Source organism: Chamaesiphon sp. OTE_8_metabat_110 (assembly GCF_031382685.1).
Classification (GTDB): Bacteria; Cyanobacteriota; Cyanobacteriia; order Cyanobacteriales; family Chamaesiphonaceae; genus Chamaesiphon.
Genome location: NZ_JANMZA010000375.1, coordinates 1 through 19,375, shown reverse-complemented (window position 1 = coordinate 19,375; position 19,375 = coordinate 1). Strand labels below are relative to the sequence as shown.

The 19,375-nt window shown below is 47.3% G+C and carries 19 protein-coding genes and 1 pseudogene; 11 read left to right on the top strand and 9 right to left on the bottom strand.

Going from position 1 to position 19,375, the window contains the following annotated elements:
- Positions 1 to 1,072 (bottom strand): annotated as a pseudogene (locus RMO52_RS13745) (B12-binding domain-containing radical SAM protein); the annotation flags it as partial.
- 123 nt (positions 1,073 to 1,195) lie between these two features.
- Between RMO52_RS13745 and RMO52_RS13740 the strand changes: the two are divergent.
- The 4 genes from RMO52_RS13740 to RMO52_RS13725 all read left to right on the top strand — a co-directional run bounded on the left by RMO52_RS13740 (position 1,196) and on the right by RMO52_RS13725 (position 3,144).
- Positions 1,196 to 1,777, top strand: a complete 582-nt coding sequence (locus RMO52_RS13740; RefSeq protein WP_310415121.1) for a ribonuclease III domain-containing protein — start codon at positions 1,196 to 1,198, stop codon at positions 1,775 to 1,777.
- Between the two features lie 334 nt (positions 1,778 to 2,111).
- Positions 2,112 to 2,477 (top strand): GIY-YIG nuclease family protein, encoded by a 366-nt coding sequence (locus tag RMO52_RS13735; RefSeq protein ID WP_310415117.1) that lies wholly within the window; start codon positions 2,112 to 2,114, stop codon positions 2,475 to 2,477.
- 4 nt (positions 2,478 to 2,481) lie between these two features.
- A complete protein-coding gene (locus tag RMO52_RS13730; RefSeq protein WP_310415115.1) occupies positions 2,482 to 2,691 on the top strand; it encodes a hypothetical protein in 210 nt (69 codons plus the stop codon).
- A gap of 102 nt (positions 2,692 to 2,793) precedes the next feature.
- Complete coding sequence (locus tag RMO52_RS13725; protein ID WP_310415112.1) at positions 2,794 to 3,144, top strand: MGMT family protein; 351 nt, start codon at positions 2,794 to 2,796, stop codon at positions 3,142 to 3,144.
- A gap of 18 nt (positions 3,145 to 3,162) precedes the next feature.
- On the opposite strand, the gene RMO52_RS13720 is transcribed toward RMO52_RS13725, so the two are convergent.
- Entirely contained in the window at positions 3,163 to 4,119 is a 957-nt protein-coding gene (locus RMO52_RS13720; RefSeq protein ID WP_396134978.1) for a YgfZ/GcvT domain-containing protein, read from the bottom strand.
- Between the two features lie 159 nt (positions 4,120 to 4,278).
- Positions 4,279 to 4,659, bottom strand: a complete 381-nt coding sequence (locus tag RMO52_RS13715; protein ID WP_310415104.1) for a hypothetical protein — start codon at positions 4,657 to 4,659, stop codon at positions 4,279 to 4,281.
- A 212-nt stretch (positions 4,660 to 4,871) separates the two neighbouring features.
- Between RMO52_RS13715 and RMO52_RS13710 the strand changes: the two genes are divergently transcribed.
- Both RMO52_RS13710 and rbfA read left to right on the top strand, forming a co-directional pair.
- Positions 4,872 to 5,081: a DUF751 family protein gene (locus tag RMO52_RS13710; RefSeq protein WP_310415101.1), complete on the top strand. Its 210-nt coding sequence runs from the start codon at positions 4,872 to 4,874 to the stop codon at positions 5,079 to 5,081.
- Positions 5,082 to 5,116: 35 nt separating this feature from the next.
- Positions 5,117 to 5,560, top strand: coding sequence for a 30S ribosome-binding factor RbfA (gene rbfA / locus RMO52_RS13705; RefSeq protein ID WP_310415099.1), 444 nt, complete (start codon positions 5,117 to 5,119; stop codon positions 5,558 to 5,560).
- Between the two features lie 153 nt (positions 5,561 to 5,713).
- On the opposite strand, the gene psbC is transcribed toward rbfA, so the two are convergent.
- Both psbC and psbD read right to left on the bottom strand, forming a co-directional pair.
- Positions 5,714 to 7,072, bottom strand: a complete 1,359-nt coding sequence (psbC, locus tag RMO52_RS13700; RefSeq protein WP_310415124.1) for a photosystem II reaction center protein CP43 — start codon at positions 7,070 to 7,072, stop codon at positions 5,714 to 5,716.
- Positions 7,073 to 7,194: 122 nt separating this feature from the next.
- Complete coding sequence (psbD, locus tag RMO52_RS13695; RefSeq protein WP_310415096.1) at positions 7,195 to 8,259, bottom strand: photosystem II D2 protein (photosystem q(a) protein); 1,065 nt, start codon at positions 8,257 to 8,259, stop codon at positions 7,195 to 7,197.
- Between the two features lie 455 nt (positions 8,260 to 8,714).
- On the opposite strand from psbD, the gene RMO52_RS13690 reads away from it, so the two are divergent.
- The 5 genes from RMO52_RS13690 (at position 8,715) to RMO52_RS13670 (ending at position 11,628) form a co-directional block, all read left to right on the top strand.
- On the top strand, positions 8,715 to 8,984 hold the full coding sequence (locus tag RMO52_RS13690; RefSeq protein WP_309737896.1) for a hypothetical protein: 270 nt from the start codon (positions 8,715 to 8,717) through the stop codon (positions 8,982 to 8,984).
- Positions 8,985 to 9,073: 89 nt separating this feature from the next.
- Positions 9,074 to 9,763 (top strand): ABC transporter ATP-binding protein, encoded by a 690-nt coding sequence (locus RMO52_RS13685; RefSeq protein WP_310415093.1) that lies wholly within the window; start codon positions 9,074 to 9,076, stop codon positions 9,761 to 9,763.
- Positions 9,764 to 9,790: 27 nt separating this feature from the next.
- The gene (locus RMO52_RS13680) at positions 9,791 to 9,976 is read left to right on the top strand and encodes a hypothetical protein (RefSeq protein WP_310415089.1); all 186 of its coding nucleotides are present in this window, start codon (positions 9,791 to 9,793) and stop codon (positions 9,974 to 9,976) included.
- A 51-nt stretch (positions 9,977 to 10,027) separates the two neighbouring features.
- Entirely contained in the window at positions 10,028 to 10,840 is an 813-nt protein-coding gene (locus tag RMO52_RS13675; RefSeq protein ID WP_310415086.1) for a tetratricopeptide repeat protein, read from the top strand.
- Positions 10,841 to 10,977: 137 nt separating this feature from the next.
- The gene (locus RMO52_RS13670; protein WP_309737903.1) at positions 10,978 to 11,628 is read left to right on the top strand and encodes a GIY-YIG nuclease family protein; all 651 of its coding nucleotides are present in this window, start codon (positions 10,978 to 10,980) and stop codon (positions 11,626 to 11,628) included.
- A gap of 271 nt (positions 11,629 to 11,899) precedes the next feature.
- Here RMO52_RS13670 and RMO52_RS13665 read toward each other — a convergent pair whose 3' ends face one another.
- The 4 genes from RMO52_RS13665 to pstA all read right to left on the bottom strand — a co-directional run bounded on the left by RMO52_RS13665 (position 11,900) and on the right by pstA (position 19,149).
- Positions 11,900 to 13,234 (bottom strand): DUF697 domain-containing protein, encoded by a 1,335-nt coding sequence (locus RMO52_RS13665; RefSeq protein ID WP_310415082.1) that lies wholly within the window; start codon positions 13,232 to 13,234, stop codon positions 11,900 to 11,902.
- Positions 13,235 to 13,615: 381 nt separating this feature from the next.
- A complete protein-coding gene (mfd, locus tag RMO52_RS13660) occupies positions 13,616 to 17,029 on the bottom strand; it encodes a transcription-repair coupling factor (RefSeq protein ID WP_309741521.1) in 3,414 nt (1,137 codons plus the stop codon).
- Between the two features lie 223 nt (positions 17,030 to 17,252).
- The gene (pstB, locus tag RMO52_RS13655) at positions 17,253 to 18,047 is read right to left on the bottom strand and encodes a phosphate ABC transporter ATP-binding protein PstB (RefSeq protein WP_309741524.1); all 795 of its coding nucleotides are present in this window, start codon (positions 18,045 to 18,047) and stop codon (positions 17,253 to 17,255) included.
- A gap of 208 nt (positions 18,048 to 18,255) precedes the next feature.
- Complete coding sequence (gene pstA, locus RMO52_RS13650; protein WP_309744941.1) at positions 18,256 to 19,149, bottom strand: phosphate ABC transporter permease PstA; 894 nt, start codon at positions 19,147 to 19,149, stop codon at positions 18,256 to 18,258.
- Positions 19,150 to 19,375 lie beyond the last annotated feature (226 nt).

Sequence of the window (19,375 nt, the reverse complement as noted above, 5' to 3'; positions counted from 1 at the left end):
CACCTTTGCGAGTACCACCGATGATATTGGCGATATCTTCATCAAATCTATCTACCCGCTGACTGGGCAACGAGAGCGAGATATTCTCATCCTTGAGCCGATTCTTGATTTCCAATCCGACTGCGGGAAGGGCGAGATAATCCGAGCAACTGAGGGAAAGGAGGGAGAATTCATCATAACCCGTCGATCGCATTCCAGTCTCGATCGCCTTGATTACCGCTTCCGGCTCCACATCCCGCGCAGGGCGAGTCAACATTCCAGGTTGACAAAAGCGACACCCACGGGTACAACCACGGCGAATTTCGATGGTGAGTCGATCGTGGACAGTTTCGACATAGGGCACTAACCCGATCGAGTATGCTGGAATCGGGTTAGCTACCCGTCGGAGAATGCGCTCTGGTACATCGGGATGATTGGGCTTGACGCTCCCATCGGGGTGCGAATCGTAAAATTGGGGCACATATACGCCTGGAACCTGCGCGAGATCCAATAATAAATCGCGCCGACTCAACCCTGCATTTTTGCCATCTTCAACTACCAACCCAATTTCGGGTAATAATTCTTCGCCATCCCCCATGGCGATAAAGTCAAAGAAATCCGCATAGGGTTCGGGATTGGATGTTGCCGTTTGTCCACCTGCAAAAATTAGCGGATAATTACCCTCAACCCGTTCGCGCCACGTCAGAGGAATTCCCGCCAGAGTCAACATCTCTAATATATTCGTCGCCCCCAATTCATAGCTGAGACTAAAACCGAGGATATCAAATTCGGCGAGGGATTTTTGCGACTCCACCCCAAATAATGGAGTCTGAGTATCGCGTAACTTCTGGGCTAAATCCGCTGCGGGAAGGTAGGCTCGATCGCACAATTGGCGCGGCTGGGCATTGATAATACTGTAGAGGATAATATGACCCAGATTGCTCGCCCCAACTTCGTAGATCTCTGGGTATGTCAGTGCCCAGCGAACTGTCGCACTCTCCCACGGTTTATGCACCGCACCGAGTTCGTTACCGAGGTAACGAGCGGGTTTGAGGATTTCAGGAGTAATGAGACTATCTACTGCAACTGCCACGATTTTGCCTCTGTTTCTGTTTGTTTGGGCGATTATCTATCGTAGCGCAGATTATCTATCTGAGATTGGGAATATTGATTGTAGTGTTGTTTCGCTCGATCGATAATGGTAAGCAGATCCATCATGCAATTTAATATCAAGCTTCGAGAAGCAAAATTAGCGATTGGTATTCCCACATTCAAACGGGACAATCTTCTGATAATTGCTTTAACAGATCCGTCAACACTAGATTGTCAGGAAATTCCTGTTTATGAACGAGAAAATCGCAAAAAACAGTATCGACGACTTGCACTGCTCGGAGATGCTTTATTTGATGCTGTATTGATAGACTATCTATTTGAAGTTAACTCCGATCTGACAAAGGAAGATATCGATAATTGGCGAAAAAAAGTTGCTTCCAGAGAATCTTTAACAGCATTTGCAATTGAGTTAGGATTACCTGACTTTAGCTCCTCATCGGGTAAGAAAAATCGTAAACCTTCAGAAGAAGAGCCAGGTGTTTGGGGTGAAATGTTTGAAGCAGTTATTGGAGCTATTTTCTTAGAGCTAGATCGTGATTTTGGTGAATTGTCTCAATGGTTGTGCGATGAATTTATTCGTCCATCTATTGGTGCAGAAGTTAGAGATCCAGCCGTATATTATTGCCATGATGATTGGTGGGATGATATTGCACCTACTTATTATCCTGGGGAAAATGATGATTAGCTTGTGAGGCAGGGCTGGTTTGGTATATATTTCTGGTGCGATCGAGATTAAATTGCATAAACCAGCCCCTACGGGTTGATGGGATCGATCGTTTTTCTGTAATATTCGATCGATCTTCTAGGATCTGTAGGGGTGGGTTTATGCTAGAGATATCGAATTGTACAGATTGATATCGATCGAACCCGCCCGTTATTTCTAGATATGTTCGACGATTCGGGTTTGTGGGTTGTAGATTCGATAAGGGTTGGGATTTGGGGAGTCGATCGCGTAGCGTCTCCTGCGGAGAATCGATTGCCTGTAAAATAGATGTTACTTTGTTCTTCCACCCCATGTAATGACTGATTCCCAGCAACAGGCTAGAGAAATACTAGATCGATTAGTATTTACAGATTTCGATTTATGCCTGGAGATCGATAGAAACTTTAATGAGTTACCTCGTGCGCCTGGTATTTACGCAATTCGTCATCGCACGAATGGGTTGCTATATTTAGGGAAGACAAACGATCTGAGTACCAGATTTAACGGGGGACACAAATCATTTACATGGGCATGGCTAGATCTTTATGCACCTAGCGATGTGAGAATTGCGGTCGAGAGGCTCGATAGATGGGGAAAACCAGGGTTATTATTAGAGATAGAAGCAATCCTGCTCAGAGCTACCGAACCGCCTTACAACGTTAAGATTCCAATGGAGCTTTAAAGCTATGCAATCGAAGACTTTAGAACAACTTACCCCTGCGGCTGCTCAAACGATCCTCGAAAACTTACCAGAGCGGATTAGAGCGGCATTTATCGATCGAGCTGCTGAAATTAACTTTCCAGTTGAGGCAGTTGTAGAGATGGCTTTGGCAGGATATTTGGATAGTGAATCGATTGGATTTGTCGATTGTACTCCCAATCGAGGACGGGATTAGGATTTGGGGACTCGATTACCTACGGTACGCTACGCGATCGATCTTGATTAATTTGAGATTAATCGATCTTATCGCTCGATACTTTTGGAGTTCTTTACTCATATGTTAGCTTCTACCAAGTATCAAAGAATTTATGATGTCGTCAGAAAGATACCACCGGGAAAAGTCCTTACATATGGGCAGGTTGCCGAATTAGCTGGATTATATGGTAAAGCGAGACTGGTTGGTTATGCGCTATTTCGAGTAGAGATCGAAACCGATATTCCGTGGCAACGAGTTGTAAATTCTAAAGGTGAAATTTCATACTCGATCGCGCGATGTGGCGGTGATTATTTACAGAAAACTTTACTAGAGCAAGAGGGTATAAAATTCAATCTTGCAAATCGGATCGACCTCAACATATATCGCTGGCAAGCATCATTTGAGTTGCCAGCAGATGATGAGGATGATTAGATTTCTTACAAGCTCATATTAAATTGGATATTCATGACGGACAAAAGGAATATCGCTCACCTCTCCCTCTATATCTCCTAACATTACTTTCAAGCCTACTCCACCAGCTTTCGATCGCACGTAACCCAATCCAATTGTACCCGTCTCTATTTGAGTACAACTAGTCAACACACCAACTTTTTCACCATCGATTGTAATTAGCGTTCCTACAGCAACGGAACCAGCCAATTTAAGTCCCCATAGGTACTGTTTGACACCTTTATAAGTATTCAGCCGCGCGATCGTTTCTTGTCCGATATAACAGCCTTTAGAAAATGAAATCGTATCCCACAGACCCACTTCTAAGGGGTTGTAGTCTTCGGTTAGTTCTGCATCGGGTTTGGGTCTACCCTGGGCGATTCGCAGGCATTCCCAGGCATCCTCGTTTACTGTCACAGCACCGAGATTAGTTAGTGCTTGTTGCAGCGGTTCAAACTTATCGCGATCGCAAATCAATTGATATCCTGGTAATCCTAGTTCAGTCCCGATCGCGATTCTTACTTCAATACCATTAATATTACCTATTCGGTGGCTATGTTGGGGTAAATCTGGTGACTGCGGACAACCCAATTGTTCTAATATAGTCGCACTTTGTTCGCCCATTAAAGTAAAGCTAGCCAAAGTATCTGTCACATCTTTTAATTTAACGCGATCGGCAAAAAAGATATATTTGTCAAGCCAATCAAATAAATATTTACGACGACTGGGTGAGACAATTAGTAAGACTTCATCATCTAAAATCAATCCGGTTGCCAGATCGATCGTTCTAGCCGTAGAAGTTACAAATACGGTATTGCAACCTTCTCCAGTCTGACGCTTCTCAAAATCTGCGGTACTTTGATTGTGTAAAAAACGTAACCTGTCGCGATCGCCAACGACAATTTTTCCCCACTCCGAACTATTATAAATAGCAGCACCAGATCGAGCGGCTTGCATTATTTGTATATTATTCAAAATTGCTATTTTCCTTATTTATAGATCGTCCTAATTTGCAATGCGGCTGAACCCGTACCATAATCTAACGTTAGACACAACAGCAATTAATTAGTCAGCGATATAAATATTGGCTGACTAGCAATATTTTAACTATTGTCTTCAAGGTAAATTACCGAATATCCTCGCGACAACATCTTGCGCTTTATTATCCAACCGCATCCAATCAGGGGCACTAGCTTCCATGTCGATGAGACTAGTATCTACCTCAACGATTTGACTTTCGACTTCACTATGACTGCCACCATAATTGAGAAAACATACCTGATAACACAAATCCCAAATATCATATTTTAACTGTTTATCCCCTGACTCCAGACAGAGATAATTAATTGGGTGCGGATCTCGGATTTCCTCATAGCTGACTTTCCAGGTAGAAACTTCTGACTGTTGACGAATGCGATCGATAATCCGAATATAGATCGGTTGCATCAGAAACTCTGCTTGTTGCCAAGCTAATTCATTAGCAAATTTAGGCTGCATAAATTAAAGATTAGTCAAAATAAGAATTAAAACTTAACTTCTTTGGCTCGGACTGCCGTACTCTCCTTTGAACCTAGAGCTTACAGATTCCCTGACGATGAAATGTTACTAATTAAAATTTAGCACTAGCAATAAACTAATTAGCGCGATCGAACACATCAGTTGACATTCGGCTATAATGGTTGCTGTTAGTTAGTACGATCGAAATTGTAATGTTTGGCGATTTTTTTGACAACATTGGACGATATCCAAGCTACTTTGTAACAATTGTTCTCGGGATATTCTTTTCAGCATTTAGTTGGTTGGCACCACTATGGAAAAGGCCGATTACCGCAGTCGCGCTGGTGGGCTTTTTGGTGGGTACGGTGATGGTAGTAGTATTGACGCTTAGAGCGATGTTGGGGCTTACTCCCGTCACCTAAGCTGTAAGTCAAAGTTAAAAGATTTAAGAAAAATTATGACTAATACTCGTCGCGTGTCGCGTGTCGCCGAATTAATCAAGCGCGAAGTCAGTCAGATGATCCTCTTTGATATCAAAGATGACCGGGTTGGTGCGGGAATGGTAAGTGTCACGGCTGTCGATGTCGCTGGCGATCTTCAGCATACCAAAATTTTCGTGAGTATTTACGGTAGCGATGAAGTTCGTGCTGTGACGATGGAAGGACTCAAATCTGTGACTGGATACGTGCGGAGCGAGCTAGGAAAACGAGTTCGGCTCAGACGGACGCCAACGGTGATCTTCGTTGAGGATACATCATTCGATCGCGCTACGAGTGTCCTATCACTGATTAATCAACTTAGTTTAAAGCGTGGTGAGTCAGAAGATCTAGAACCATTGGCAGAATTGGATAGCGATGCTAGCTCTGAGTCATCCACCGTAGATGCGCCACCAAATGTTTAAGACACATATCTAACAGACTCAGAAACCCGACTTTTTCAAAAAGTCGGGTTTCTTGTTCATAACCTCACAACATCTATTGCCTGAATACACACAAAAACTCCTGCCGAATCGACAGGAGTTTTTGCTTAGCTAACTAAAGTTCTATGAAATCGATTAGTCGATATCATTCAAGAACAATGTTGGCTCGGTCTCACGGTTGATCCCTTTCTCGAAACCAGCAGCAGCAGCGCGTGCGCGACCTGCGTGCCACAAGTGACCGATAAAGAAGAAGAATCCTAAGACGAAGTGAGAGCAAGCTAACCACGCCCGAGGTGAAACGTAGTTGAACGCGTTGATTTCAGTGATGACACCACCAACTGAGTTCAAGGAACCCAATGGAGCATGTGTCATGTACTCAGCAGCGCGACGCGCTTGCCAAGGTTGAATATCATTCTTCACTTTGGTTAAGTCCAGACCGTTGGGACCGCGTAATGGCTCCAACCAAGGACCTTGGAAATCCCAGAAGCGCATGGTTTCACCACCGAAGATGATTTCGCCAGAAGGAGAACGCATCAGGTATTTACCCAAACCAGTAGGTCCTTGAGCGGTTGCAATGTTTGCACCCAGACGTTGGTCGCGAATCAGGAAGGTCAATGCTTGTGCTTGGGAAGCTTCAGGACCTGTAGGACCGAAGAATTCACTAGGATAAACAGTGTTGTTGTACCAAACCATGACCGACGCTACAAACGCCATCAAGGATACAGCAGCTAAGCTGTATGAGAGGTAAGCTTCACCAGACCAGATGAGTGCGCGACGCGCCCAACCAAAAGGCTTGGTCAGAATGTGCCAGACACCACCACCGATACACAGTAAGGCAACCCAAATGTGTCCGCCGACAACATCTTCTAAGTTATTGACACTGATAATCCAGCCTTCGCCACCGAAGGGAGCTTTCAGCAAGTAACCGAAGATGATTGCTGGGTTGAGAGTAGGATTGGTTACAAGGCGAACATCACCGCCACCTGGTGCCCATGTATCATACAAACCACCAACGAACATCGCTTTGATGACGAGCAATAATGCACCACAACCCAGAATTACGAGGTGGAAGCCCAAAATCGAAGTCATTTTATCCTTGTCTCTCCAGTCGTAACCGAAGAAAGAAGAATACTGCTCTAGCGTGTCAGGACCACGCAATGCGTGATACAGACCACCAACACCTAGTACCGCAGAGGAAATCAAGTGCAATACACCGACGACGAAGTAGGGGAATGTATCCACAACTTCACCACCAGGGCCGACACCCCAGCCTTGGGTAGCCAAGTGCGACAGCAAGATAATACCTTGTTCGTACATCGGTTTTTCGGGTACGAAGTGAGCCACCTCAAACAGGCACATGGCTCCAGCCCAGAAGACAATCAAACCAGCGTGAGCGACGTGTGCGCCCAACAGCTTTCCGGACAGATTGATCAGACGCGCATTACCAGACCACCAGGCAAACCCGGTTGAGTCTTGGTCTCTGCCGCCGACCATTGTAGTATTAAAGGGCGTTTCCACTCTTGCAGTACCTCAGATCGATTAACTATAAAATACGGATTAAAAAAAACCGGAAGATAAATAGATTGTACATTTATCCTCCGATGTTTCAAAGCTTTTTAGAGAGCGTTACCGCGAGGTAATACTTCTTCTGGGAAGATGAATTGTTCGTGAGGTTGGTCTTGAGGAGCCATCCATGCACGAATACCTTCGTTGAGCAGAATATTCTTGGTGTAGAATGTTTCAAACTCAGGATCTTCAGCCGCTCTCAATTCTTGAGATACGAAGTCATAAGCGCGGAGGTTTAGAGCCAAACCAACGATACCGACAGAACTCATCCATAATCCAGTCACAGGGACGAAGAGCATGAAGAAGTGTAACCAACGTTTGTTGGAGAAAGCTACACCGAAAATCTGCGACCAGAAACGGTTTGCAGTTACCATCGAGTAGGTTTCTTCAGCTTGAGTAGGGTCGAAAGCGCGGAAAGTATTGGAACTGTCGATTTCGCTATCTTCAAAAAAGGTGTTCTCTACAGTTGCACCGTGAATCGCACACAGCAACGCACCGCCGAGAATCCCTGCAACACCCATCATGTGGAAGGGGTTGAGCGTCCAGTTGTGGAAACCTTGTAAGAATAAGATGAAACGGAAGATTGCAGCTACGCCGAACGAAGGTGCGAAGAACCAACCAGATTGACCCAAGGGGTAGATCAAGAAGACGCTGACGAACACGGCGATTGGACCGGAGAAAGCAAGCGCGTTGTAAGGACGAATCCCGACTAGACGAGCGATTTCAAATTGACGGAGCATGAAGCCGATAAGACCGAATGCGCCATGAAGAGCAACAAATGCCCATAGACCGCCAAGTTGACACCAACGAGTGAAGTCACCTTGTGCTTCAGGTCCCCATAACAGCATTAGGGAGTGACCCACGCTGTTGGGAGGAGTAGAAAGAGCCGCAGTTAGAAAGTTGCAACCTTCGAGGTAGCTAGAAGCCAAACCGTGACTATACCAAGAAGTAACAAATGTAGTACCAGTCATCCAGCCGCCGAGGGCCATGAATGCACAGGGGAATAGTAAGATACCGGACCAGCCGACGAATACGAACCGATCTTTTTTTAGCCAGTCGTCTACAGCATCAAAGATGCCTCTTTCGACCTGCTGGTTGCCAACTGCAATGGTCATGATGCAGTAAATCTCCAGATATTATGAGGACAGTGGTTTGCGCGATCGACTCATCATTTAATGATATTGTGAGCCGCTGCGTGAGTACTTAGCCGATTTATTAAATCAGTTTACGTTTCTTTACTTAGTCTAATAGAATTGTGTTGGAATGGGTAAAATCTTTACATTTTCTTCGGCAAAATTTAAGATTCTGGTGAAAAATAACCCATTTTACGCTTATTTATAGAGCTAAGTGAGTATAAATACTTATGAAAAGTAAGAATTTAACTCTCCATTTTGAGGTGGATAGTACCGAGCGGTGCTTACTCTTCTGAGATTATAGTCATAGATGAGCGTAATCGGGATCCCCGATCCAAATTTTAGCAGTCACCAAATTAGCGTTTGTATCGTCTGTGCAAGGAGAATCGGCTTACAATTAAGATCGTTAGCCAATCCCAACTCAGTAATATATAGATATGTACGTCATCGAAATCTTGCTCAAAAGTACCGCCATGCCCATGTCAGTACAGCGGAAGACGGTAGAGGAAGCGACTACCGTTTACCAACAGGTATTAGATGCCATGCGTGGGAGTGATGTGACGATGCTAGAACTGTCGTGCGATCGACAACCCGAAAAGAAAATTTGTGTGATGACCGATGCGATCGTCGCCGCTCAGATGTATGAGAAATCCGGTGCGGCAGCTTCGGGTAAAACGCCTGGTTTTGTAGCGTTTGCTGGCGCTTGATCTCGCGACATGCAATACTAGGAGCGAGCTTACGCCCCTAGTATTGTGAGGAGTTTTAGTACTCCATCCCCCATTCCCGTCTCGAATCTATGACCGAATTCGATCGCTTATCATTACCCGCAATCGAGGTTAAGGATCTTTCCTTTGCCTGGAAATCTGGGAAGGTTGCCCTTGATGATTGTTCTTTATCTGTACCGCGCGGCGAATTTTGGATGCTACTCGGCACCAATGGTAGCGGCAAATCGACGCTCCTCCGGTCGATCGCGGGACTGCTAACGCCTCAAGCTGGCACGATCGAGATTCAGGGCGGATTGGGAATTGTTTTCCAAAATCCCGATTGTCAATTAGTGATGCCGACTGTCGGTGCCGATATCGCCTTCGGGCTAGTTGCCGAGAATCTCACTCCCAGTCAAGTCCGCCATCGCGTTACCGAAGCCCTCAACGCGGTCAATCTGGGCGAGCTAATCCGCAGACCCATTTATGCTCTCAGTGGCGGCCAAAAGCAGCGTGTCGCGATCGCGGGCGCGATCGCCAGACAAATCGAGGTAATTTTATTTGACGAGCCTACTGCCCTGCTAGACCCCGATGCCCAACTCGATCTAGTCGCCCAAGTCCGCGAACTAGTCAAAAGTCGCGGCTTAACGGCGTTATGGGTAACGCATCGGCTCGAGGAGCTAGACTACTGCGATGGCGCATTTTTGATCGAAAATGGGCGATTAGTCGATCGTGGCGACCCCCAGCGAATGCGTCAGCGATTGATGAGAGAAATTGAAGTGTGAATATTTGGACTTGCAACGAGCGATAGAGTGCCTGCGACTAAAGTCGCGGCTAATGTTGCAAAGTCCGCCTGCGCGGACTATAAATTTAGTCCGCGCAGGCGGACTTTGCATTCCGTTCGCGGAGCGTCTGCCTTCGCAGAGCGGCGGTTTATAACCGCTGGGTTATCGGCTGCGGTTAGTAAGAACAACTGGCTCGAATGGCTCCTGTATTGATAGTTGCGACTAATTCCTCTACAGTTAGAGGTGAAATCTTGGGATAAACTTATGGTGTGGCGTTGGTTGGTAAGTATTGTAGCGATCGTGCTAATTGCGTTGACTCCAATTAGTCCTGGTTTAGCACAGCCAGCACCTAGCGATGTCACTGATGCCCAATTTGCATTGGGTGACAAACTCCGTACTCAAGCTTTTACAGCGACAAATGAAGGAAATTTTGTTAAGGCCGAACAGTATTGGACGCAACTAATCGAGTTGTTTCCCCAAAATCCAGCCATCTGGAGCAATCGGGGCAACTCCCGCGTCAGTCAAAATAAACTCACTGAAGCAGTCGCCGATTTTGATAAGTCGATCGAGCTATTGCCTAATTACCCCGATGCTTATCTCAATCGCGGTACGGCATTAGAAGGTCTGGGTAAATGGGATGCCGCGATCGCCGACTATAAGTATATCCTCGCGATCGATCCCAAAGACGCGATGGCTTACAATAATTTAGGAAATGCCTATGCGGGTTTGGGTCAATGGGATACTGCGATCGAAAACTATCTCAAGGCTTCAGCAATTGCACCAGATTTTGCCTTCGCTCGTGCTAACTATGCTTTGGCTCTCTATCAGAGCGGTGATATCGCTGAAGCGATTCGCAACATGAAAAATATCGTCAGAAAGTATCGCGATTTTCCCGATGTCCGGGCAGCGCTGAGTGCCGCATTATGGCAAGATGGTCAACGCGGTGAGGCGGAAAGTAACTGGGTAGCAGTAATTGGTCTGGATAGTCGGTATAAAGATTTAAACTGGGTGAAAAATACCCGTCGTTGGCCGCCCAGTATGGTGTCGGCACTAGAAAAATTCTTAAAGCTAGAGTAATATTCGAGCTAATCAATAGTTTGAGTGCGAGCGATCGAACGGGTATCCTCGCAAAGAAAGGTATCAGTGGCGATCGAGCTTAGCGGATCGAGATCTACAATGGTGGCTAGCTTCTTACACTTGCGGAATCGACGATCGTGGAAAATACGCCTGATTTACAAATAGAGCATCAAAATGTCCCTGCCAATCATCAGGGTTTGCACGATTTCCTGTACGGTGCGCCGGACGAACATGCCGTCACCACAGTAGCACCATTAAATTTGGATAGCGATCGGCTCATTCCGCTAGCAGATTGGCAAGTACTAGCTGAAAATGCGCGGGTGGCGGGGGTATACGCGGTTGTAGATACCGCCGAGCGCACTCAATATGTGGGATACTCGCGCAATGTGTTGACCTCACTCAAGGGGCATCTTGCCGAGCATGGCAGCGATGTCTGTGCGGCGGTACGGGTGCAAGTATTTAAGTTTCCCAAGCGGGAAGAAATGGAAAGCCTGCGCGATGCGTGGATTGCCCAATTAGAGGTAGTGCCATCAGGAAATACGGGTGCGGGTGGCGTTTGGGCGACTACAGTGGGCGAAATTGCCAAAGCAGCGATGTCCGAGCCAGAACGCGTCGCTTATGAGGAGAAAAAACTCAAGCTGCGACGGGCAATGGCAGATAGTGCATTAAGTCGCGAATTAGATGCAGCGGCAATTACTGACGAGCAAAAACGCGAACATTTTGCGGCGGCGATGACGGAGGATAATTGGAGTGCGGTAATTAAGGAGCAAACGGCAGAAACGCTCTAAATTTGTGGGTGCGATCGTGAATTGTGGGTGTTGGGTTTCGCTAAGATATTCAGTCCGCGTAGGCGGACTTCGCATCATCAGCCGAGACTTCAGTCTCCAGGCATCTCTTAACCCGTTGGCGTAGCCTCTCCGTAAGGAGAAACTCACGTTAATGGAGATAATTTCAGCGATCGTGAATTGTGGGTGTTGGGTTTCGCATTGCTCTCTACCCAATCTACAACTGAGCCGTCGGGAAACAAAGACACAGCTTAGCATCCGCAATTCTCAATTCTCAATTCTCAATTAATTTAAACTGCTCTTTGGCATTACTAAAAGCTTCCGCCATCACTGCCTGAATTTGTTGCGGATCGGGCTTTTTGCCACCCATGAGATCGCCAAAATAGACACAGGCACCTTCACCCAAGGCGACAGTATACGCAGCCGCCCAAGATGCGGAGATGATACTCCCAAAACCAGGAATAAATTTAATCAACTGTCGGGCGACTAATTGGGCGACAAAACCACCCGCGATCGCACTTACCACCCCGCCCGCTTGAGATGGGGTCAGGGTTTGACCGTATAATTTACCTAGTAGCCCCACCATCGAGACTTGAATCGCGGTGAGTACGGGTAAATCGGCAAACGGGAGCGGAATGGCGGCAACAGTACCCGCCGCGATCGCGCAGGGTAAGATATAACGACGAGCGACATCGCGATAAATATTCCCCAGTCGATCGCCTTCACTGTGGTTATCCGCGATACTAGCATCTAATAATTGAGACATTGCTTGCGATTGGGCTTCGGGCAACAAGTCAGCCAGCGTCGCCCGCATCGTCTCCAAGCCATAGAATTCGGGCGTGTAGCCGTCTTCTGCCAACGTAAAGTCAATTAGCACCGATCGATCGAATAGCCCGGTAAACGCTTGCCCAAGGGCTGTATAGGCTCGATCGACTGCCGCGATACTTGTCGGCTCTACTGGATGATCGAGTATGGTGGCTGGGTAAACCTCGTGCAGGCAAGTGACAGCCAGCAAACAGGGAATCTGCGGATATTTTTGACGTAATTCGCTGGCGATTTGGCGGAGGGTATCGATCGCGAAGTCATTAATTTTGACTGTGAGAATAATGATGCGCGGGCGAGTAGTTTCGGTATCCAGATCGCCGACTAGTTCTTGGATTAACGTGTTAGTATCGCGCTCGATATCACCCAAGCCGACAGTATCGGTAAACACTAGCAGCGGCAGTTCGCTGGATGGATAATCATAGCGGGTAGTCGATTGGGTATGCGGGCGAAAACCCTGCCCGACAATCTCTGCTGATACCCCCGTCAATCCCCGCACGATCGAACTTTTACCCGCTTGGGGTTTACCAATTAATAATGCTTCGGTAGTAGGTAGCTGGGCGCGAACGCTTGCCAAAATCTCCGCTACTTGAGTATCATCGACACTAAACCACTTCCCAACTGTCCGCGCCGGATCGACAGGTAAGATCTGCATGGCTCGATCGCTAACCATTTGCCAGCCATCAGCAATTTTCTCCTTCCAGCCAGCCGATTTCAACTCGGTTGGCGGTGAATCGAGGTTTGAGGATTGAGGCTGCGGTGACGAGGAGTCGGGTTGCTGGGGCACGATGTTTAGCAAATAATGGCACCGATGACTATTGTCATTATCCGCCGATCCGATCGCCCCTGATGGGGTGTTATTACGGTAGTGCTAACCGTCGAGTGTCTTGATGATGACTCAATTTGCTGCGAACTTTTAAAAGATTTAAAAGTTGGCAATAGCCGTTAAGTAAGTAGCTGGACATAATTAAAGTGACAATGACGAAATCGCCCTCACCCCGCCCTCTCCTCCGGCGCTGGCTCCCCTCTGTCTTGATTCGCTAAACCGTCGGGGAACCCGACGAGCGCGAATCGCTCCCAAGCTTGGGAGAGGGGCTGGGGGTGAGGGCAAGGGGCTGGCATTTTACATTTAATTTCGCCTAGCTAAGTAAATTAAGTCGCTAGTAACTTAACCAGTACTACTAGTCATCAATACCCCTTGCATCTTACTCAAAATATCGATTAGCATTTCTACCTGCTCGTTCGGGCGCAATACCCCTAAGCCTCTTGCTGTCACTCTACCAGTACTGTAGACATAACGCGATCGAGCGTTGTCAGGAATATATTCAGCGAGTAAGTTCCAAGCTGGTTCTGCCATTGGCGTCTCTAAAATTATGTGTTGCTTACCATCGGGACGAATCCGACTAAAGCCGAGTTGTTTGGCAATTTGTTTGAGTTCGACGATGCGGAATAATTGTTGAGCTGGTTTAGGAATTTCACCATAGCGATCGTGCCATTCAGCGGCAATATTCGTGAGTTCTTGTTTGGTATCAGCAGCGGCAACGGCACGATAGGCGCTCATTTTTTGCTCTAGATCGGTGATATAATCAGCCGGAATCATCGCGGTTACTTTGAGATCGATTTGAGTATCATCGACTTGGGGGATTTCTTGTCCGCGAATCTCTTTAATCGCTTCTTGCAACATTTCCATGTACAAGTCAAAGCCGATGACATCCATCTGTCCCGATTGCTCAGCACCTAAAAGATTGCCCACGCCACGAATCTCCATATCGCGAGTAGCGAGCTGATACCCAGAACCGAGCTGAGTGAACTCCTGGATCGCTTTCAACCGCTGTCTGGCTGTCTCAGATAGGGTTGACTCCTTGGGATAAAATAACCAAGCGTGAGCTTGAATCCCAGCCCGTCCGACGCGTCCTCGCAATTGATATAGTTGGGCTAAACCAAATCGATGAGCATCTTCGACGAGGATAGTATTAACGCGGGGAATGTCTAAACCCGACTCGATAATTGTCGTGCAAACTAATAAATCGGCATCACCATTACTAAACGTCAACATCGTCGATTCGAGTTCGGCTTCGTCCATTTGTCCGTGGGCGATCGCAATCCGACATGAGGGAATCTGTTCGCGGATTTTGCCAGCGGTTTCTTCGATGCCTTCGATTTTTGGCACTACATAAAATATCTGTCCGCCGCGATCGAGTTCTTGGCGAATGGCGGTGGCGATCGCGTCGATTTTATATGGCGATAAATGAGTTGCGATCGGGCGACGTGAAGGCGGCGGGGTAGTAATCAGGCTCATTTCGCGCACGCCAGACAGGGACATATAGAGAGTGCGGGGAATGGGTGTAGCAGAGAGAGTTAGGACATCAATTTGACTTTTGAGGGTCTTGATTTTCTCCTTTTGATTGACTCCAAAACGTTGTTCTTCATCGATAGTCAATAAGCCCAAATCTTTGAATTTTAACTCTTTACTCAGTAGTTGATGGGTACCGATCACGATATCTAATTCACCAGTTTTTAGCCGTGCCAAAATATCCTTCCGCTCCTCCGTCGTCCGAAACCGATTTAGTAGCCCGATATTAATTGGATAGGGTGCAAAACGTTCTTTGAGAGTATGATAATGCTGCTGGGTTAAAATTGTCGTCGGTGCGAGAAAGATCACCTGTTTATTGGCAGTTGTCACGGCTTTAAAGATCGCCCGAATTGCTACTTCAGTTTTACCAAAACCGACATCACCACACACCAACCGATCCATCGGTCGATCGCTTTCCATATCGCGTTTGACATCTTGAGTGGCTTTCAATTGATCGGGTGTCGGTTGATAGCGAAATGAGTCTTCTAATTCTTGTTGCCACGGCGCATCGGGTGGGAAAGAAAAGCCCTCTTTTTGCGATCGCTCGGCATAGAGTTTGAGCAAGTCAAAAGCCAATTTGTTAATCGACTTTTTGACTTTCGCCTTGGTCTTTTCCCAAGCTTGTCCGGACAATTTATTTAGTTCTGGTTTTGCCCCCGCTGCCTGTCGAAATCGCGATAACACCCCCAATTGGTCGGCAGGAACTTTCAGCGAACCATCGGCATATTGAATCGTTAAATAGTCTCGCAAAGTATCATCAGTTTGAATACTTTCAAACTTAATGAATCGCCCCAGGCCGTGATTGCGATGCACCACATAATCACCCGGACGCAACTTATTGGGATCGACTTGTTTGGATGCTGCTTGTCGCCGCTTGCGAACGTAACTAAAACTGGCTAAAGATTGCTGTCCGAAAAACTCCCGATCGGTCACTACTACCATCCGAAATGTGGGAAGGATAAATCCTTCTAATTCCGCCACGCCCGAATATTTAATCGCGACTGCCGTATGCTGAATCTGTAACTTATCGATCGCTGGAAAGTCACGCGGATTGGGGACGAATTGAGCGGGACAATCATGTTCTTGTAATAACGATACCGAGCGCGATGGCTGTGCGGAAACCAACCAACTCGAAAAACTTTGCTTGTGATAACCCCGTAAAGTATCGGCAAGCTTAGCAAACTGGTGGGGAATTGTCGGGATCGCTCGACAAGCTAAATTTAAACCTTCGCCGCTAATTACTAATTCATCCAAGCGCAAGCAATTAAATCGATCGCGTATTTTAGTAACGCTCGTACTAAATTGTTGATGGCAAACTGGAGTCCCCGCAGGTAATGTCTCCCACTCCTCTTGGATATATTCCCACCACCGATCGTTGTGTGCTTGTGCCCGATCGAATTCATCGATCGCCACCAGACAATTAGCGGGTAAATAGTCGAGTAACGAGTCACGAGCTGACAAATTAGCTTCGCCAAAAATCGTCCCAAAATTTACCGGAGTCAGTACTAACTTCTCAATTTTGTCAAGCGATCTTTGGGTACTCGGATCGAATTCTCGCAGCTTATCCAGCTCATCCCCAAACCACTCCAACCGCACGGGTAATTCCGCCGCCACTGGAAAAATATCGATAATGTCCCCGCGCCGACTCCATTGTCCCTCCGTCTCTACCAAGGGCACCCGCTCGTAGCCCAAATTTACCAACTGCACGCCCAGTTTCTCGACATCCCCCTCATCCCCCACTTTCAACGTCACACACCGCGCCGCAAACTCGTTCGGCGCAGGCAAATGCGGCTGCAATGCCAGCGTCGTACACACGATCGCCACTCCAGCACCTCTCCCAGTCACCCCGTCCCCAAGTCCCCCCGTCTCCCCATCCCCCCGTCCACCGCCCACAGACAGCACCTCAGCCAAACTCTGCATCTGACCCCAAATCATCTCAGATTCAGTGCTAGCAGCCCCGTAGGGCGATGATTCTGTCGTCGGGTAAAAATGGATTGACTTCCAGCCCATTGCCTCTAATTGAGCCGCCCAACGACCACCTTCTTCTACCGTGGCTGTAACCACCAGTAGATGCTGTTGTGCTGCTTGAGCCAAAGCCGAAGCAACCAAACCTTTCGGTAAACGTGGTAATCCAGTCAGATGGAGCGTTCCCTGCTGTTGAAGCTTTAAGAGCAATTCCGCTGCTAGTTGCGAGCGTTCGAGGGTGCGAATCAGTGCAGAAAAAGCCATCGTTTCAGTCAGCAGTAGAGTAAATAGCCGCGATCTCGAATTGTCACAACTCGATCGAGATATCGAGCTATACCTCACACCTTAGCCGTTTTTAGGAGATTTTTAAAGGGAATCGATCGGCAACAAGATACCCCTGACTAGCAGAAGTCAGGGGTAAACGAGATCGGGGTAGACATTAATTTTTTGGGATAGACACCAACCTGACACGAATACTCAGCTAACTTTAGCCAAATCGACCGCTGATATACTCTTGGGTACGCTCCTCTTTGGGCGAATTAAAGATATTTCGGGTGTCATCGTATTCCACTAGATAGCCAAACCGACTGCCACCCTCACCCGCTTCGGCATTAAAAAAGGCCGTTTTGTCAGAGACGCGAGCTGCCTGCTGCATATTGTGCGTAACGATAATGATGGTAAACCGATCCTTTAATTCGGTGATTAGATTTTCAATTTGGACGGTAGAAATTGGATCGAGTGCCGAACAAGGTTCGTCCATGAGGATTACTTCTGGTTCGATGGCAATTGTCCGGGCGATACACAACCGCTGTTGTTGACCGCCAGAGAGGGATAATCCACTTTGTTGGAGCTTATCTTTAACTTCATTCCATAGCGCCGCTTTGCGGAGCGACTGCTCGACGCGTTCGTCCATATTGCCCTTAAAGCCAGCAATTTTCAGCCCAAATGCCACATTATCGTAAATAGATTTGGGAAACGGATTGGGCTGTTGGAATACCATCCCAATCCTGCGACGAACTTCTACCGGATCGACTTTTGGATCGTAGAGATTGGTGCCGCGATAGCTAATTTCACCTTGAACTTTGGCATTGGGAATCAGATCGTTGAGGCGATTGTAACAACGTAGCAGGGTACTCTTGCCACAACCAGAAGGGCCAATGAACGAGACAACATTATTCTTGGGAATATCTAGAAAGACGTTCCGCACCGCTTGGAAGGCACCGTAGAAAATCGAGACGTTATCTGTCTTAATTACGATATCCTTGTCCGTCAGAGCTGTCATAAAATTAGGAGATAGAGGATAAAAGTCCGATGGAAGCGGGGATGACATCCCCCGATAATCTTTTAAGAGATAGTAGTGGCGACGGCTGGCTAATGTCTTTAAGTAAAGGCAGAATGTGTTTATTGTTACACAAGTTGGGTACCGCTCCCGATTAGGATGCCCTCAATCTGCCCAAAGTAACTCATCCCGCTACCAGATCGCGGAAAACTTAGTAAACCTTGCGCCGCGAAACCACCCGAGCGATGATACTAATTGCTAGAATTAATACCAAAATCAGTAAAGCAGCTACCCAAGCTAGTTGCTGTTGATTTTTGTATGGAGAAATTGCAAAGTTATAAATCAGTACCGATAGGGTTGCCGTCGGCTGCCATAGCCCTTGAATGTCATACTGATTGAACAAACAGGTAAACAGTAGTGGTGCCGTTTCGCCAGCAGCTCTGGCGACAGCCAGCGTTACACCTGTCGCGACAAATGGCAATGCGGCGGGGAGGACGATTTGAGTAACAGTTTCAAAATTAGTCGCTCCGACGCCGACAGCCGCCAGTCTGGTAGCTTTAGGGACAGATTTTAGTCCCTCTTCAGCCGTCCGAATAATAGTCGGTAGCATTAGCACCGAAAGGGCTACCCCACCAGCGACGGCAGAGAAACCACCCGTCAGTAAGACGACGATGCCATAAGCAAATAGTCCCGCAATAATCGAGGGGACACCACTCAAGACATTGGTGCAAAACCTGACAAAATGAGCGATCCAGTTACCCTGACTAAATTCTACCGTGTAAATGGCACTGAGAACGCCAAAAGGTATGCTAATGAGGGCACCAATCAGGCAGGTGAGTAAGGTACCAACGATCGCGTTGCGAAAGCCCCCGCCCTGCATTCCAGCCGCAGGTGGCAGCTCGGTAAACACGGCAGGGGAGATGCTACCCAAGCCATTGGCAATGACCATAAACAGAATCGAAGCCAGGGGAATAATCGAAATCGCCACACAGGCAAAGACTAGACCAGTCATCACTTTGCCAAAGAGCTGACGATTGGCGGAAATACCAAACTGGTTAGCGTTGACATCGGATCGATCGGGCAATTCCGAAGATAAAGGAGTCATGATTTAGGTTTTAGGTTTTGGGTTTTAGGCTTTAGGCGTTTGCATACATAACTTATCGTTGCTACTTTGTAGAACGCCTACGATTGAAATCGTGGCTAGTGTTGCAAAGTCCGCCTACGCGGACTGACATATTAGTCCGCGTAGGCGGACTTTGCACTCCGAGGAACGGTTTCTAACCGCTTAGGTTGCAGGTAGCAACTTGGGTTAACTAGCAACTTGGCTTGCT

Coding starts and splice junctions, on each gene's coding strand:
- RMO52_RS13740 (WP_310415121.1), top strand. CDS start 1,196: ATGCAATTTAATATCAAGCTTCGAGAAGCAAAATTAGCGATTGGTATT.
- RMO52_RS13735 (WP_310415117.1), top strand. CDS start 2,112: ATGACTGATTCCCAGCAACAGGCTAGAGAAATACTAGATCGATTAGTA.
- RMO52_RS13730 (WP_310415115.1), top strand. CDS start 2,482: ATGCAATCGAAGACTTTAGAACAACTTACCCCTGCGGCTGCTCAAACG.
- RMO52_RS13725 (WP_310415112.1), top strand. CDS start 2,794: ATGTTAGCTTCTACCAAGTATCAAAGAATTTATGATGTCGTCAGAAAG.
- RMO52_RS13720 (WP_396134978.1), bottom strand. CDS start 4,119: ATGCAAGCCGCTCGATCTGGTGCTGCTATTTATAATAGTTCGGAGTGG.
- RMO52_RS13715 (WP_310415104.1), bottom strand. CDS start 4,659: ATGCAGCCTAAATTTGCTAATGAATTAGCTTGGCAACAAGCAGAGTTT.
- RMO52_RS13710 (WP_310415101.1), top strand. CDS start 4,872: ATGTTTGGCGATTTTTTTGACAACATTGGACGATATCCAAGCTACTTT.
- rbfA (WP_310415099.1), top strand. CDS start 5,117: ATGACTAATACTCGTCGCGTGTCGCGTGTCGCCGAATTAATCAAGCGC.
- psbC (WP_310415124.1), bottom strand. CDS start 7,072: ATGGTCGGCGGCAGAGACCAAGACTCAACCGGGTTTGCCTGGTGGTCT.
- psbD (WP_310415096.1), bottom strand. CDS start 8,259: ATGACCATTGCAGTTGGCAACCAGCAGGTCGAAAGAGGCATCTTTGAT.
- RMO52_RS13690 (WP_309737896.1), top strand. CDS start 8,715: ATGTACGTCATCGAAATCTTGCTCAAAAGTACCGCCATGCCCATGTCA.
- RMO52_RS13685 (WP_310415093.1), top strand. CDS start 9,074: ATGACCGAATTCGATCGCTTATCATTACCCGCAATCGAGGTTAAGGAT.
- RMO52_RS13675 (WP_310415086.1), top strand. CDS start 10,028: ATGGTGTGGCGTTGGTTGGTAAGTATTGTAGCGATCGTGCTAATTGCG.
- mfd (WP_309741521.1), bottom strand. CDS start 17,029: ATGGCTTTTTCTGCACTGATTCGCACCCTCGAACGCTCGCAACTAGCA.
- pstB (WP_309741524.1), bottom strand. CDS start 18,047: ATGACAGCTCTGACGGACAAGGATATCGTAATTAAGACAGATAACGTC.
- pstA (WP_309744941.1), bottom strand. CDS start 19,149: ATGACTCCTTTATCTTCGGAATTGCCCGATCGATCCGATGTCAACGCT.